Origin of the sequence: Agrobacterium sp. ST15.16.024, assembly GCF_027956545.1 — a bacterium.
Lineage (GTDB): Bacteria > Pseudomonadota > Alphaproteobacteria > Rhizobiales > Rhizobiaceae > Agrobacterium > Agrobacterium cucumeris.
Genome location: NZ_JAQKGO010000001.1, coordinates 511,054 through 526,394 on the forward strand (window position 1 = coordinate 511,054; position 15,341 = coordinate 526,394).

Consider the following 15,341-nt stretch of genomic DNA (forward strand, 5'->3'; position numbering starts at 1 on the left):
TCTAATCGATTTAAAAATGCCAGACTCAGTTATGTGAAATTATGAATTTTGGCTTTTTTCGCCCGTCCTGTTTCGATAACCGGCTGTAAACATTATCCTAAAACCTGTCTCGCAACGCATACCAGGAAAGCGCCAGGAAAAGCAGCGGTGCGCGCAGTGACGCTCCGCCGGGGAAGGAAGGCACCTTCAGCCGCGCGAAGGGTGCCAGCATGTCCTGTTTGCCGAGTACGAGATCGGCATAGAGCTTGCCGCAATAATTCGACAGCATCACCCCATGGCCGGAATAACCGCCGATGGAGGTAACGCCCGGCATGACTTCGCGCACGAACACCTGTCGCGGCAGGGTGATGCCGACGGAGCCGCCCCAGGAGTGGGTGATGTCGATATTCTTCAGCGCGGGATAGATTTCCGCTATCTGTCGGCGAATATGGGTGGAAATGTCGCGCGGCGTATCGGCCGTATAAGCCTCACGTCCGCCGAACAGCAGACGGTTGTCGGCCGTCTTGCGGAAATAGCGCACCACGAAACGCGAATCCGCCACGGCTTCCCGGCCTGGGATGATGTCGGGAAACGCATCGAGAGGCGCAGTTGCGCCAATGAAGGAGCGGATCGGCATGATATGGGCGGCCGTTACCGGCTCCAGATTGCCGATATAGGCATTGGTCGCGATCAGTACCTTTATCGCCGTCAGATTGCCGAAGGGTGTTTCGATGATCGTCTTGCCGCCGGACTGGCGGATGGATTTCGCCGGCGTCATTTCATGGATGGCGGCACCCGCAGCTTTCGCCGCCTTCGCCAGCCCGACCAAGAGCTTCAGCGGATGGATATGGCCGGTGCCGGTATCGCGCGTGCCGCCGAAATAATGGGTGGAGCCGACACGTTTGCGCGCCTCGCCCCGTTCCATGTAGGAAATATGCGGATAGCCATAGCGATTGTTCATCGCATCGACGCTTTTGCGATAGTCGTCCTCGTAAGCGGCCTTGTGCGCCACATAAAGCTGCCCCGGCAGATATTCCATGTCGATGCCGCGATTGACGGCGAAGCTGCGCACGTAGTTCTTGGCATCCTCGGCAATATCGAACAGCAGTTTGGATTGCTCGAAACCGATCTCATGTTCCATCTCGTCGGGAAACGAGCGCTGGCCGGTGCCGAACTGGCCGCCATTGCGGCCAGACGCGCCATCGCCGAACCGATGCGCTTCGATGAGGGCGACGGAGACGCCATTTTCGGCGAGGTTACAGGCGGCCTGAAGACCGGTGTAGCCGCCGCCGATAATCGCGACGTCCACTTCTTTCGATCCGTCGAGAGCGGGATAGTCCGGCCGCTCACCGACGGTTGCCTGATACCAGGAAATTCCGGGCGCAATCGGGCTTTGCCATGTCATGCTTTAACAACCCCTCACACGTTGAGAAGCAGGAATTCCCGCTCCCAGGGGCTGATGACCTGCATGAAGGTCTCGAATTCCCCGCGTTTCAGGCCGGCATAGAGGCCGACAAATTCATGGCCGAACACCCGGTCGAACTGCTCTTCGCCTTCCAGCAGCGCCACGGCCTCAAGCAGGCCACGCGGCAGGTCGATGGAGCCTTCATTGGCCGTCTCAGCGGTCGGTTCGGTCGGCTCGATATTGTTGACGATGCCAAGCCAGCCGCAGCCGAGTGACGCGGCAAGCGCCAGATACGGATTGGCGTCGGAACTCGGCAGTCGGTTTTCGACACGGCGCGCCTGCGGGCTGGAAATCGGCACCCGGAAGGCGGTCGTGCGGTTGTCGTAACCCCAGGCATTGTTGACCGGGCAGGCCATGTCTGGCGTCAGGCGACGATAGGAATTCACGTAGGGCGCGAGCATAACCAGTGCATTCGGCACATAACGTTGCATGCCGCCCACGAAGGAGAAGAACTCCTTGGAGGGGCCGCCATCCTTGTTCGAGAAAATATTGCGGCCGCTGTCGATCTCCACCACCGACTGGTGGATATGCATGGCCGAACCCGGCTGGCCCTGCATCGGCTTGGCCATGAAGGTGGCGTAGATGCCGTGTTTCAGTGCCGCCTCGCGGATGGTGCGCTTGAACAGGAATACCTGGTCGGCAAGCTGGATCGGATCGCCATGCCGCAGGTTGATTTCCAGCTGCGCCGGGCCTTCCTCATGGATCAGCGTGTCGATCTCGAGACCCTGTTTTTCCGAGAAGTGATAGATGTCGTCGATCAGTTCGTCGAACTCGTTGATGCCGGCAATCGAATAGCTCTGCCCGCCGACGATCGACCGGCCGGAGCGCCCCTTCGGCGGATGCAGCGGATAATCCGGGTCGTCGTTCATGGCGACGAGATAAAATTCGATTTCCGGCGCAACGACCGGCTTCCAGCCCTTTTCGGTATAGAGCGAAAGCACGTTCTTCAAAACGTTGCGCGGCGTGTAGGGAACGAAATTGCCCTCGGCATCCACCACATCGCAGATCACCTGCGCGGTCGGGTCGCTTTCCCACGGCACGACGGACAGGGTGGAAAGATCGGGTACCAGCTTCAGGTCGCTGTCGCGCGGCTCATAACGGAAATTCGCCGTCTCGTCAGGGTATTCGCCTGATATAGTATGGCGATAGAGCGCGGATGGCAGGGCGAGCGATGTGTCGCCCGTGAACTTCGCCGTCGGCATCATCTTGCCGCGTGCAACGCCGGCAAGATCGGGCGTGATGCATTCTATATCCTCAATACCGCGCGCCCGCAGCCATTGCGCGGCTTCGCGCCAGGAGGAAACGCCACGGGTTGAGGAAAGGTCGAGGGGAGGTGTCTTTGCCATGGTTGCCTGTTTCTTCGGGCGGAGCATGGTTTTCTTCGGGGGCATGTATCACCGGGTCTGTGTTTCGACTGGCGCCATCATAACCGTAGTTTGGCAATTGGCGAGGGGGAAAGCGCCATTGACAATGGGCGGCACTTCGAAAAGAGGAAAGGAAACGGATCGGATGGAATGATGACAGAGAAATGTGACGTGCTGATTTTGGGGGCGGGCGCCGCGGGCATGATGTGCGCCATCCGCGCCGGCCAGCGCGGCCGCTCCGTCATCATTCTTGACCATGCCAGGGCGCCGGGGGAGAAAATCCGCATCTCCGGCGGCGGTCGCTGCAATTTCACCAATATCCATGCCGGGCCGAAGAATTATCTCTCCGCCAACCCGCATTTCGCCAAATCCGCGCTCGCCCGTTATACGCCGCGCGATTTCATTGCACTGGTGGAAAAACACCGCATCGCCTGGCATGAAAAGACGCTCGGCCAGCTGTTTTGTGATGACAGCGCCAAGGACATCATCCGCATGCTGCTTGGCGAAATGCAGGCGGTGAATGCGAAGCTTCGGCTCGAAACTGCCGTCTCGACCGTCGCCCATGATGGCGGGCGTTTTCGCGTGACCACGTCTGGCGGCGTCATCGAGGCCGAAAGCCTTGTCGTGGCGACAGGCGGCAAGTCGATCCCGAAAATGGGCGCGACGGGTTTTGCCTATCAGGTCGCCGAACAATTCGGCCTCAAACTCATCGAAACGCGTCCCGGCCTGGTGCCGCTGACGCTCGATCCCGCAACGCTTGAAAGGCTGAGCCCGCTCGCTGGTGTCGCGGCTCCAGCTGAAATTTCGCACGGCAAGACGGTTTTCAACGAAGCACTGCTGTTCACCCATCGCGGTTTGAGTGGTCCCTCGATCCTGCAAATTTCCTCCTATTGGCGGGAGGGTGATGTCATCCGTCTGAAACTGGAGCCGGGGCGCGATATTGTTGCGTTGCTGAAAGAGGCTAAACAGAAGAACGGTCGTCAGTCCGCGCAAACTGCTCTTGCAGAAATCCTGCCGAAACGGCTCGCCCAGCATGTGGTCGAACAATCCGGCCTGATCGGCAATCTCGCCGATATGTCCGAAAAGGCTCTTACAAAGCTGGTCGCACAGGTGCAGGACTGGCAGATCAAGCCTGCCGGTTCGGAAGGTTATCGCACGGCGGAAGTCACGCTCGGCGGTGTGGACACGACCGGCCTCGATTCCCGCAGCATGGCGGCGAAATCGGTCGCCGGCCTCTATTTCATCGGCGAATGTGTTGATGTTACCGGTTGGCTCGGCGGTTATAATTTCCAGTGGGCTTGGGCCTCCGGGCAGGCGGCAGGCGAATTCGCGTGATCGTCTCTGGCCGTGGAAAAGTTCGGACCTCTCTCCTTCGTCATGCCGGACTTGATCCGGCATCCAGCCACGGCGCGTCTGCGACGTGAAGAGTCTTTCGCGATCAAGGACTTGATCACGCTGGACCCCGGAACTCGTCCGGGGTGACGGAGTGCGGATGTGACCTGTCCGCCAACTCAATTTCAGTTCGTAAAGTTGTGGCCCTCCCTCGCCCTTTTAACATTCTGTTAATGGGCACCGAGTCATCCTGAGTGAATGCCAGCAAAGCCGGGTTACTCAAGTGATCCCGCTATACATGATGTCATGCTGGAGGCCTTAACAGGGCATGGGTTGGTTGAGTTTTTCGTCAGGAGCCCGCGCATGAACAGATCCGCACATCGCCGCCCTCGCGCCATTGCCATCGCCCGCGCCGAAAGCGAGAGCCGGCAGCTGGCTCTTCGACTGACCGTCATCGCCGCCGGCGCTATCGCGACCCTGATCGCCCTCTTTTACTGATCGGCGGCCCTTCGCCTTCATCAAGCCGATAAGCGCGCTGACAAGCCGCGATGGGCGCGATGCCTGCGCCATATCGGCATAAAATTTCTCTTCCTGCTGAATGGCCTCGCGCCGCGTGCGCGGCTGCTGGTTTTCGATGATGGCCCGGGCTGCAAAAATCGCGTGCATGTGACTCTCCTCGTAATGCGGAGGGCCATGATGCGCGCCGTTTTTTGATTTATCTGCGCAAGAAAATGCGCTACGTTTTTCATCAATGAAAAACGTTACCTGGGATTCCTATCAGCTTTTCCTCGATGTGTCGCGCAGCGGCGGTCTGACGGGCGCCGCTACGCTGACCGGTTTGAGCCCGGCAACCGTCGGGCGGCGCATGATCGAGCTGGAGGAGCGCATTGGCAAGGCCCTGTTCCAGCGCAGCCAGACGGGATACGCCCTGACGGCGGATGGTCGCGCATTGTTCGACCGGCTTCAGGCAATGGAGCATGCAGCGAAGGACATCGAAGGATGGCAGAAGGCGTCATCGGCCTCTTCCGTCGTGCGCATTGCCGTCGGCACCTGGAATGCCTGGCTGCTGACCGGGAACTTCTCTGCCATCTGTACGGATCGCGATGATTTCCGCATCGATCTCTTCATTGCGGAACAGAGGGCGTCCCTGGCCCATCGCGAAAACGACATCGGTATCCGCGCTTTCGAGCCGCAGGAAAAGAACCTTGCCGCCATCAAGACGGGGGAGGTGGCCTATGCGCCCTACAGATTGCGCAACGCAACTGCATCGGTTGCCGACCGCTTATTGGCAGTGACGGGCGAAAACGCCATTTCCGCCTATCTACGCTGGCCGCACGAAAACCGTAGTGGTGATATCGTGGTAACGGTGAACCGGCCAACCGCGCTTCTTGATCTGGTGCTATCAGGGGCAGGCGTCGCCGTACTCCCCTGTTTCGTCGGCGATGCGGATGCACGGCTCACACGCGAGGGCGACGAGATCGAACCTCTCCGCCATAATCAATGGATCGTCATGAACAATGACGATCGCCACCGCCGCGATATACGGACGGTGGCGGACCGGATGACCCGTCTGATCAAGGGACATTCCGATTTATATGCCGGGCGCAAGGGCCGTCCGGCGTAAAGGGGGCCGTTTCAGGCCGCAGCGCCCTGCGCGACGATGACCGGGATCAGCAGATCGCCCCAGTTGCCGCCGCCGCCATGGTGGCGGGCCGAGCGGACCAGCTCGACGGAAACACCGGCCTCAACGGCTTTCATGACGGCCTGGTTAAGGCGGTGCAGATCATTGGCCAGCATGCGGATGGCGGCCTGCTGATCCTGCGTCATGGCGGAGGACTGCTCCTCGGCGCGTTCCTTGACGTGGGTCTTGATGGGGTTATGGGCATTCATGGCATTTCTCCTCTCTTTATTGGTCGGGGTTCTTGATCCGGTTTGCAAGCCCTTCCCGAAATCGGAAAGGGCCGTTTTGCCTGTTTATTCGGCCGCCGGGCGGAACTGGTCGTGCTCGGTGGATTCCTTCATGGCGGTGGTCGAAGACGTGCCGCCGGAAATGGCAAGCGACACGGCGTCGAAATAGCCGGTGCCAACTTCGCGCTGGTGCTTGGTGGCGGTGTAACCGTTAACCTCGGCAGCGAATTCCGCTTCCTGAAGCTCGGAATAGGCCGCCATCTGCCGGTCCTTGTAACCGCGCGCCAGTTCGAACATGCCGAAATTCAGCTGGTGGAAACCGGCAAGGGTGATGAACTGGAACTTGTAGCCCATCGCTCCCAGTTCCCGCTGGAACTTGGCAATCGTCGCGTCGTCGAGGTTCTTTTTCCAGTTGAACGACGGCGAGCAATTGTAAGCGAGCTTCTTGCCGGGATGTGCCTTGTGCACGCCTTCCGCAAACCTGCGCGCCTGTTCGAGATCCGGCTTGGATGTCTCGCACCAGATCAGGTCGCAATAGGGCGCATAGGCCACCGCGCGGGCGATGCAGGGTTCAAGACCGTTCTTGACCTGATAGAAGCCCTCAACAGTGCGGCCGGCATCGTAATCCACGAAGGGCTGATCGCGCTCGTCGATATCGGAGGTCAGAAGCTTGGCGGCCTCCGCATCCGTGCGGGCGATGACCAGCGTCGGTACGCCCATGACGTCAGCCGCAAGTCGCGCCGCCGTCAGGTTGCGAATATGCGCCGCCGTCGGGATCAGAACCTTGCCACCGAGATGGCCGCATTTCTTTTCCGATGCCAGTTGGTCTTCATAATGAACACCCGCCGCACCCGCTTCGATAAAGGCCTTCATGATCTCGAAGGCGTTGAGCGGGCCGCCGAAACCGGCCTCCGCATCGGCAACGATCGGCGCAAACCAGGTGTCGACCGAAAGGCCCTTGCCCTCCGCCGTCTCGATCTGGTCGGCGCGCTGCAGGGTGCGGTTGATGCGCTTGGCAAGCTCCGGTGCGGCATTGGCGGGATAAAGCGACTGGTCCGGATACATGGCCGATGCCGTGTTGGCATCCGCCGCAACCTGCCAGCCGGAGAGGTAGATCGCCTTCAGCCCGGCACGAACCATCTGCATGGCCTGGTTGCCGGAGAGCGCGCCGAGCGCATTGACGAAATTCTCCTCGTTGATCAGCTTCCACAGCCGGTTCGCGCCCATTTCGGCCAGCGAATGGCGGATTTCGACGGAGCCGCGCAGCCGCTCCACGTCGGCGGCGGTGTAGGTGCGCTCAATGCCGTCAAAACGCCCCTGCGGTGCACCCGGAACAAGCTTGTAAAAATCCGTCATACTTCTCTCTCCCATGACAAATGCAGTTCGGAAACGGCTCACTTTCGATTTCATGAAGCGCCGTTTGATGTGACTACATTTACATTTTTCGAGATTTGAGCGCCAGAACAAACATAAAAACAGTGACTTGAAAGAGGTTATCCTGTAGGATGCATGACAAGGAAGAGCTGTAAAATTGTAAATTTTGTAAAAGACCTTAAGTCGACGATTTTGTAACAGGCTTGTATGAGTTGACGTGGATGGAGGGGCGACGCTGTGTCGGAAAACAAGATTTTTGCAGGCCCGCGCGTGCGCCGCATACGCAATGGTCTCGCGCTGACGCAGACGGCCATGGCCGAGGCGCTGACGATCTCGCCTTCCTATCTCAATCTCATCGAGCGCAACCAGCGGCCGCTCACCGTGCAGCTGCTGCTGAAGCTCGCCTCGGTCTACAAGGTCGATCTGGATGACCTGCAAGGCGAAAGCGCCGGTTCCGCCGGACAGCTGCGCGAGGTCTTTGCCGATCCGTTGCTTGCGGGCGAGGTGCCGTCGCCGCAGGAACTGATCGAAGTCGCCGATGCCGCGCCCAATGCGGCAAGTGGAGTGCTCAAGCTTTATCGGGCCTATCGGGAGCAGGCGCAACGCCTTTCCGACCTCTCCGATCTCCTGGCGCGCGAGGGGCATGAGACGACGCTTTCCTCCACCCGCCTGCCGATTGATGAAGTACGGCACGTCTTTGAAAACCGGACGGCCTATTTCCACACCATCGATGCGGCGGCGGAAGAACTCCATAAACAATTGTCGTCGGGCGATGATCTTGCCTCCGGACTGCGCGCATGGCTGCAGAAAAACCACGGCATCGTCGTCAGAACCCTGCCGGTCCATGCCATGCCCAATCTGCGGCGGCGTTATGATCGCCATTCCATGCGGCTGTTTTTATCCGAGCGCCTGTCGCAGCCGGATCAGCTGAGGGAAATGGCTATGGAGACCTGTCTTCTGGCGCTTCGCGAAGAGATCGGTGCGGAATTGGAGGCGCTTGGCCTGAAGGGCGAGGAAGCGCGGCGCATCGCCCGTTTTGAACTGGCGCGATACGCTGCCCATGCGCTGATGATGCCCTATGGTGTATTCTTTGCCGCCGCCCAGCGCGCAAAATATGACCTTGAGGTTTTGCGATCGCGCTTCAATGTGTCGTTTGAACAGGCTGCCAACCGCCTCGTCAGCCTGCAACGACCGACGGCTGCGGCAATTCCGTTTTTCCTGATGGAGATAGACAATGCCGGCAACCGGTTCCGCCTCGCAGGCGCCGGCGGTTTTCCAAGGGCGCGTTTCGGCGGGCTCTGTCCGCGGCTCAATATCCATGCGGCTTTCGCCCAGCCGGGGCAGGTGCTGGTGGAAGCGGTGGAAATGCCTGACGGTGACGCCTTCCTCACCGTTTCGCGCACGCTGGAAGGCCCGCAGGCGGGTTTCGGTGAAAGGGTAAGGCGCACGGCCGTGCTGGTCGGCTGCGATCTCGCTCAGGCGGGAGAGACGGTTTATGGTCCCGCCGCCTCGGGTGCTGCGCCTGTCACCGTCGGTCCCTCCTGCCGGCTGTGCGAAAGGCAGGGCTGTCTGTCGCGGGCCGAAGCACCGCTGACGCGGCCCCTGGGGCTGGATGAAATGGTCACCGGTCTCAGTGTTTTCGACTTCCAGTAGGTGTTTCCATTCGCTTTTTTGTGACCGGAAAACATTCGGTTGAAAATGCTGTGCTGCACATTTCCCGCTTGCTCCCTTTTGTTTTCCTTTCTAGTCTCTCCAAAAAAAGGGGATCACGCTCCCACCGTGAGGATGCGTTAACAGGAGACATCATGAAAAACCGTTCTCTCCGCCTGACCTTGGCTCTCACCACCGCGCTCGTTGCAGCAGGCTCGGCAATGGCCCAGGAGAAGGTCGTCCACGTCTATAACTGGTCGGATTATATCGACGAATCAGTGCTTGCCGATTTCACCAAGGAAACCGGCATCAAGGTTGTCTATGACGTGTTCGACAGCAACGAGCTTGTGGAAACCAAGCTTCTGGCCGGCAGCTCCGGTTATGACGTCGTGGTGCCAACCGGCCCCTTCCTCGCCCGTCAGATCAATGCCGGCGTGTTCCAGAAGCTCGACAAGTCCAAGTTGCCGAATCTGAAGAACATGTGGCCTGAGGTCTCCGAGCGCTTGGCGAAATACGACCCCGGCAACGAATATGCCGTGAACTACATGTGGGGCACCACCGGCATCGGTTATAACGTCGCCAAGGTGAAGGCTGCTCTCGGCGATGTACCTGTCGATAGCTGGGATGTTCTCTTCAAGCCGGAAAACGCCGAAAAGCTGAAATCCTGCGGCATCAATATTCTCGATGCGTCGGATGAAACCTTCGCCATTGCCATGAATTATCTCGGCAAGAATCCGGACAGCAAGGAAACGGCCGATCTGGAAGCGGGCGGTGAGGTCTATTCGAAGATTCGCCCCTATGTGAAGACGTTCAATTCCTCTGCCTATATCGATGAACTCGCGAATGGCGACAGCTGCATCACCATCGGCTGGTCGGGCGATATCCTGCAGGCGAAAAGCCGTGCGGAAGAAGCCAAGAACGGCGTTGAGGTGAATTACGTCATACCGAAGGAAGGCACCTATATGTGGTTCGACAACCTTGCCATCCCGGCGGATGCCAAGAATGTCGAGGAAGCGCATGCCTTCATCAACTATCTGATGCGGCCGGAAGTCATCGCCAAGGCGTCGAACTACGTTCAATACGCTAATGGCAATCTCGCCTCGCAGGCGCTGATGGATGAGTCGGTTTCGAAAAATCCTGCGGTCTATCCCGATGCCGAGACGATGAAGAAGCTCTTCACCATCTCGCCTTACGGACCGAAGGAACAGCGCGTGCTGAACCGCGTCTGGACGCAGATAAAGACCGGCAGCTGACATTTCCGTCCGCTGGTTGAGGAACGGCCGGCGGGCCTGTTTCTCTGATAGCTTTGCCGGCAGGTCACCTTACCTGCCGGCGCTGCCCGCCCCGAAGCATCGATCGAAAGACCAACGGGATTTGAGGGTAGGGTGAATGGCGAAAACTCTGGGGCCGGTCAAACGCAAATTCAGCCCGTGGGACAATCCCGATGCGGTTCCCTTCATCCGTTTTGAAAATGTCACCAAGCGTTTCGGCGATTTTGTCGCCGTCAACAACCTGACGCTCGACATTTACGAGCGCGAGTTCTTCTCGCTGCTTGGTCCCTCTGGCTGCGGCAAGACCACGCTGATGCGCATGCTGGCCGGTTTCGAGGAGCCGACCGAGGGCCGCATCCTGTTGCAGGGCAAGGATATTTCCGGCGTTCCGCCCTATAAGCGTCCCACCAACATGATGTTCCAGTCCTATGCGCTTTTCCCGCATATGTCGGTGGAAAAGAACATCGCCTTCGGTCTCGAACAGGACGGCTTGCCGAAAGCGGAAATCGCTTCCCGCGTCGAGGAAATGCTGCGGCTCGTCAAACTTACGGAATTTGCCAAACGTAAGCCGAGCCAGCTTTCCGGCGGCCAGCGGCAGCGCGTGGCGCTCGCCCGTTCGCTCGCCAAGCGGCCGAAGGTGCTGTTGCTCGATGAACCGCTCGGCGCGCTCGACAAGAAGCTGCGCGAGGAAACCCAATTCGAGCTGATGGACATCCAGACCAATCTCGGCCTCACCTTCCTGATCGTTACCCACGATCAGGAAGAGGCGATGACGGTGTCGGACCGCATCGCCGTCATGGACAAGGGCATCGTCGTGCAGGTGGCGACACCTGCCGAGATTTACGAGGCGCCGAACAGCCGTTACGTGGCTGACTTCATCGGCGACATCAATATTTTCGACGCCAATGTCGTTGCCAATGCCTCCGATATCGGCAAACCGGGTCTGGTGACGCTCGATTGCGACGGGTTGAAAGTGGCGGTGGAGCAGGAATGCGCTGCGGCAACCGGCAGTCAGGTGGCTTACGCCATCCGCCCGGAAAAGGTCCGCATCTCGCTGGATGAGCCGGCCGATAGCTCCGTCAATTCCGCCTATGGCGAGGTCTGGGATATTGGTTATCTCGGTGACTTTTCGGTCTTCATCGTCAAGCTCGCCGATGGCCGTGTCCTCCGTGCGGCGCAGGCGAATGTGTCCCGTCTCGTTGATCGCCCGATCACCTTCGGCGACATGGTGTGGTTGAACTGGAAATCGGATTCAGGTCTTGTCCTGACGCGCTGAGGGAGGCTTTCATGGCGATCACCACTCCCGAGAACCGGCAAAGCCCCTGGCGCTGGCTGGTCGTTGCGGTTCCCTATTTCTGGCTGCTGCTGTTCTTCGCAGCGCCGTTTTTCATCATCTTCAAGATATCGCTGTCGGATACGGCCATATCCATGCCGCCCTACACGCCGGTCTTCGAAGGCTTTTCGAAGCTCGGGGCGTTCTTCTCGCAGCTGGATTTCGAGAATTACCTGTTCCTGACGGAAGACCCACTCTACATCGACGCCTATCTGTCGTCGCTGCGCATCGCCTTCATCTCCACCTGCCTTCTGCTGTTGATCGGTTATCCCATGGCGCTGGCCATGGCGCGCGCGCCTTCAGCCGTGCGGCCGACACTGGTGATGCTGGTAATCCTGCCGTTCTGGACCTCGTTCCTGATCCGCGTTTACGCCTGGATCGGCATTCTGAAGCCGGAGGGCCTGCTGACGGTACTGTTCCAGTCGATCGGTCTTCTGGGGCCTGACCAGCAGGTCAATATCTTCCGCACCGAGACGGCGATCTTCATCGGCATTGTATATTCCTATCTGCCCTTCATGGTGCTGCCGCTTTATTCGGCGCTGGAAAAACTGGACAACACGCTTCTTGAAGCGGCGGCTGATCTTGGCTGCCCGCCATGGAAGGCCTTCTGGAAGATCACTTTCCCGCTGTCGCTGCCGGGCGTGGTTGCCGGGTCGATGATCTGCTTCATCCCGATAACAGGTGAATTCGTCATTCCCGATCTGCTCGGCGGTGCGCAGACATTGATGATCGGCAAGACGCTGTGGACGGAATTCTTCGGCAACCGCGACTGGCCTTTGGCATCGGCCGTGGCCGTGTTGCTCCTGTTGTTGCTGGTGGTGCCGATTGCCATCTTCCAGAACCAGCAGAAGAAGGTGGGGTGAGGCCATGAAGCGCGGAAAATTCGACATCACCGTCCTCACCCTCGGTTTTGCCTTTCTCTATATCCCGATCATCATCCTGATCGTTTATTCCTTCAACGCCTCCAAACTGGTGACGGTCTGGGGCGGCTTCTCGCTGCAATGGTACAGGTCCATGTGGTCGAACCAGGGGCTGATGGATGCCGCCTGGGTGACGCTGCGTGTCGGTATCTTAAGCGCCACCATCGGCACCATCCTTGGAACACTGGCGGCCCTGTCGCTTACCCGTTTTGCCCGCTTCCCGGGGCGCGTGCTGTTTTCCGGCATGATCTATGCGCCGCTCGTCATGCCTGAAGTCATTACCGGCCTGTCGCTGCTGCTTTTGTTCGTGGCTGTCGGGGTGGATCGTGGTTTCTGGACGGTGGTCATCGCCCACACCACCTTCACCATGTGTTATGTGGCAATCGTCGTGCAGTCGCGCCTGCTCACCTTCGACCGCAGTCTTGAGGAAGCCGCACTCGATCTCGGCTGCCCACCGGTGAAGACTTTCTTCCGCATCACCCTGCCATTGATCTTCCCCGCCGTCATCGCCGGCTGGATGCTGGCGTTCACGCTGTCGCTGGACGATCTGGTGATCGCCAGCTTCGCCACAGGCCCCGGCGCAACCACGTTGCCGATCAAGATTTACTCGCAGGTGCGTCTCGGGGTGACGCCGGAAATCAATGCCATCTGCACGATCCTCATCGGCCTTGTGACGATCGGTGTCATCGTCACCTCCATCACGTCCAAACGCACCGAACTGCAGCGGATGCGGGATGAGCATGCCGCCGCCCGCAACTGATTATCGGCTCTGCTTCGATTTCCTCACGTTACTGTTGAAATCGCAATAAAATTGGAAACCTATAATTTAGTTTTGGGACTTTACGGTCTCAAAATAGGAATTATCGTCGGTAATTGCTCGATTTTGGTTTTAACCGCTTGTTAATAGGAGTTGGCGGAAAGTAAACCTAACGCAGGGCTGTCAAATTTCTGACGGCCGGGATTGATAATTTCCATATGGCGAGGTTGTCCCCCTTTCTCTCGTTAAAAAAAGCACAACTAATACAGGCGGCCGAAAGGCCGCCTTTCTTTTTGCCGAGAGACCAGGCGCGGCTCAGTTGTTTTCCGGATGATCCATGGATTTCGAGACGAGAAGCACGGGAATAAGCCCGGCGATGATGATGATGATCGCCGGCACGGCGGCATCCTGCACCCTGGAGCGGGATGCATCCTCATAGACCAGTGTGGCAAGCGTGTTGAAACCGAAAGGCCTGAGCAGGATGGTCGCCGGCAGTTCCTTCATGGATTCGATCAGCACGAGCAGAAAAGCAGTCAGAGCCGCCGGCCGCATGTTCGGCAGCAGCACCTTGAACAGCGTTTGCAAACGATTGCGCCCAAGCGTTCGCGAGGCCATGTCGATATGCGGCGAGAGCTTCTGGAAACCGGCATCGAGCGTGCCTTCCGCCATGGTCATGAAGCGCACGCTATGGGCATAGATGATGGCGAAGGCGGTGCCGGAAAGCAGCAACCCGCTTGAAAACCCGAAATGCGACCGAATGAACCCGTCGACGCCATTGTCGAGGCCGGCGAGCGGAATAAGCACGCCGATGGCAAGCACCGTTCCCGGCACGCCATATCCCATGGAACCGAGGCGGGCGGCGACCTTTGACGTGCGCGAGCGCTCGGTTCGAATGGCGTAGGAAAAGATGAAAGCCGCGACCAGGGTGACGAAAGCGGCAGAGAGGGAGACCTCGAGACTGTGGCCCAGCGCTTTCAGAAGTTTCGGCGCAAACAGCGCATCCAGCCGCTTGGACGCGTAACCGCCGAGCACGATGACGGGGATGAAAAACCCGCTTGCCACCGGCAGGAAACAGAACAGGCTCGCACACCAGCGCCGCCAGCCGGTCAACATCTTCAGCCGGTGGCGCTGCGCCATGCTTGTCGCTTTCGGCGCACCGAAACGCTGTTTCTCACGCGCATTGCGTTCGATGAAGATCAGCGCGCCAACGATGATGAGGATGACTGCGGCGATCTGCGTCGCATTGGCAAGATTGCCGCGATTGAGCCAGGTCTCGTAAATGGTGAAGGTCAGCGTCTGGACACCGAGATATTCGACTGCACCGATATCGTTCAGCGTCTCCATCAAGACGAGCGAAAGCCCGATGGCAATCGCTGGCCGCGCCATCGGTAACTGCACGGAAAAGAACACGCTGAGCGGCTTTGCGCCAAGCGTGCGGGCCGCTTCCGCCGCAAACCGGCCCTGCATGGAAAAGGCGGCGCGGGCCGAAAGATAGACATAGGGGTAAAGCACCGAACTCAGGACGATCACCGCGCCGCCAAGTGAGCGTATGTCGGGAAACCAGTAATCGCGGATGCTGTGATAGTCGAAGGCGGCGCGAATTGCGCTCTGCACCGGGCCGGTGAAATCGAGGAACTCACCGAAGGCATAGGCGGCGAGATAGGAGGGAATGGCGAGCGGCAGCACGAGTGCTGCAGACAGCAGACGCCGCAGCGGAAATTCGAATGTCGTGACGAGCCAAGCGCAGGCAATGCCGAAAAACGCCGTCGTCGCGGCCGTCATCCCCAGCAACATGAACGTGCGAAACCCCGCACGCGGAAGGACGTTGGCGAGAAGATGCTGCCATCCTTCCGTGCTGCCGGTCAGCGCCAGCCAGAAGATCGCCAGAATGGGCATGGCGGCAATGGCCGCGACGATGACCGCCGCGACAGGCAGTATCGAAACACGTTTTGTGGCTGGAAGGGAAACCGTCATGGGCATGCGGGCCT

13 protein-coding genes are annotated in these 15,341 nt (G+C 59.0%); 7 read left to right on the forward strand and 6 right to left on the reverse strand.

The window, feature by feature from the left end; translation table 11 throughout:
• Positions 1–97: 97 nt before the first annotated feature.
• Both PL640_RS02500 and PL640_RS02505 read right to left on the reverse strand, forming a co-directional pair.
• Complete coding sequence (locus PL640_RS02500) at positions 98–1,384, reverse strand: NAD(P)/FAD-dependent oxidoreductase (protein ID WP_271360691.1); 1,287 nt, start codon at positions 1,382–1,384, stop codon at positions 98–100.
• 14 nt (positions 1,385–1,398) lie between these two features.
• Positions 1,399–2,835 (reverse strand): glutamine synthetase family protein, encoded by a 1,437-nt coding sequence (locus tag PL640_RS02505; RefSeq protein WP_046800620.1) that lies wholly within the window; start codon positions 2,833–2,835, stop codon positions 1,399–1,401.
• A gap of 123 nt (positions 2,836–2,958) precedes the next feature.
• On the opposite strand from PL640_RS02505, the gene PL640_RS02510 reads away from it, so the two are divergent.
• Positions 2,959–4,143, forward strand: a complete 1,185-nt coding sequence (locus PL640_RS02510) for an NAD(P)/FAD-dependent oxidoreductase (RefSeq protein WP_271360692.1) — start codon at positions 2,959–2,961, stop codon at positions 4,141–4,143.
• Positions 4,144–4,458: 315 nt separating this feature from the next.
• Here the strand turns inward: PL640_RS02510 and PL640_RS02515 are convergent, their stop codons facing one another.
• Positions 4,459–4,806 (reverse strand): hypothetical protein, encoded by a 348-nt coding sequence (locus tag PL640_RS02515; RefSeq protein ID WP_271360693.1) that lies wholly within the window; start codon positions 4,804–4,806, stop codon positions 4,459–4,461.
• 85 nt (positions 4,807–4,891) lie between these two features.
• Here PL640_RS02515 and PL640_RS02520 point away from each other — a divergent pair, with 85 nt between their 5' ends.
• On the forward strand, positions 4,892–5,764 hold the full coding sequence (locus PL640_RS02520; RefSeq protein WP_271360694.1) for a LysR family transcriptional regulator: 873 nt from the start codon (positions 4,892–4,894) through the stop codon (positions 5,762–5,764).
• 11 nt (positions 5,765–5,775) lie between these two features.
• On the opposite strand, the gene PL640_RS02525 is transcribed toward PL640_RS02520, so the two are convergent.
• Positions 5,776–6,030 (reverse strand): SMc00767 family acetate metabolism repressor, encoded by a 255-nt coding sequence (locus PL640_RS02525; RefSeq protein WP_046800624.1) that lies wholly within the window; start codon positions 6,028–6,030, stop codon positions 5,776–5,778.
• Positions 6,031–6,114: 84 nt separating this feature from the next.
• The gene (gene aceA, locus PL640_RS02530; protein WP_269698620.1) at positions 6,115–7,404 is read right to left on the reverse strand and encodes an isocitrate lyase; all 1,290 of its coding nucleotides are present in this window, start codon (positions 7,402–7,404) and stop codon (positions 6,115–6,117) included.
• A gap of 255 nt (positions 7,405–7,659) precedes the next feature.
• Between aceA and PL640_RS02535 the strand changes: the two genes are divergently transcribed.
• From PL640_RS02535 to PL640_RS02555, 5 genes are all read left to right on the forward strand, one after another.
• On the forward strand, positions 7,660–9,075 hold the full coding sequence (locus PL640_RS02535; RefSeq protein WP_271360695.1) for a helix-turn-helix domain-containing protein: 1,416 nt from the start codon (positions 7,660–7,662) through the stop codon (positions 9,073–9,075).
• A gap of 152 nt (positions 9,076–9,227) precedes the next feature.
• Positions 9,228–10,325, forward strand: coding sequence for a polyamine ABC transporter substrate-binding protein (locus PL640_RS02540; protein ID WP_142841192.1), 1,098 nt, complete (start codon positions 9,228–9,230; stop codon positions 10,323–10,325).
• A gap of 136 nt (positions 10,326–10,461) precedes the next feature.
• Positions 10,462–11,619, forward strand: a complete 1,158-nt coding sequence (locus PL640_RS02545; protein WP_142841194.1) for an ABC transporter ATP-binding protein — start codon at positions 10,462–10,464, stop codon at positions 11,617–11,619.
• A gap of 11 nt (positions 11,620–11,630) precedes the next feature.
• Positions 11,631–12,539: an ABC transporter permease subunit gene (locus PL640_RS02550; RefSeq protein WP_142841196.1), complete on the forward strand. Its 909-nt coding sequence runs from the start codon at positions 11,631–11,633 to the stop codon at positions 12,537–12,539.
• A gap of 4 nt (positions 12,540–12,543) precedes the next feature.
• Positions 12,544–13,356 carry an ABC transporter permease gene (locus PL640_RS02555; RefSeq protein WP_046800630.1) on the forward strand — a complete coding sequence of 271 codons (813 nt, stop codon included), beginning with the start codon at positions 12,544–12,546 and terminating at the stop codon, positions 13,354–13,356.
• Positions 13,357–13,668: 312 nt separating this feature from the next.
• Here the strand turns inward: PL640_RS02555 and PL640_RS02560 are convergent, their stop codons facing one another.
• The gene (locus PL640_RS02560; protein ID WP_271360696.1) at positions 13,669–15,333 is read right to left on the reverse strand and encodes an ABC transporter permease; all 1,665 of its coding nucleotides are present in this window, start codon (positions 15,331–15,333) and stop codon (positions 13,669–13,671) included.
• Positions 15,334–15,341 lie beyond the last annotated feature (8 nt).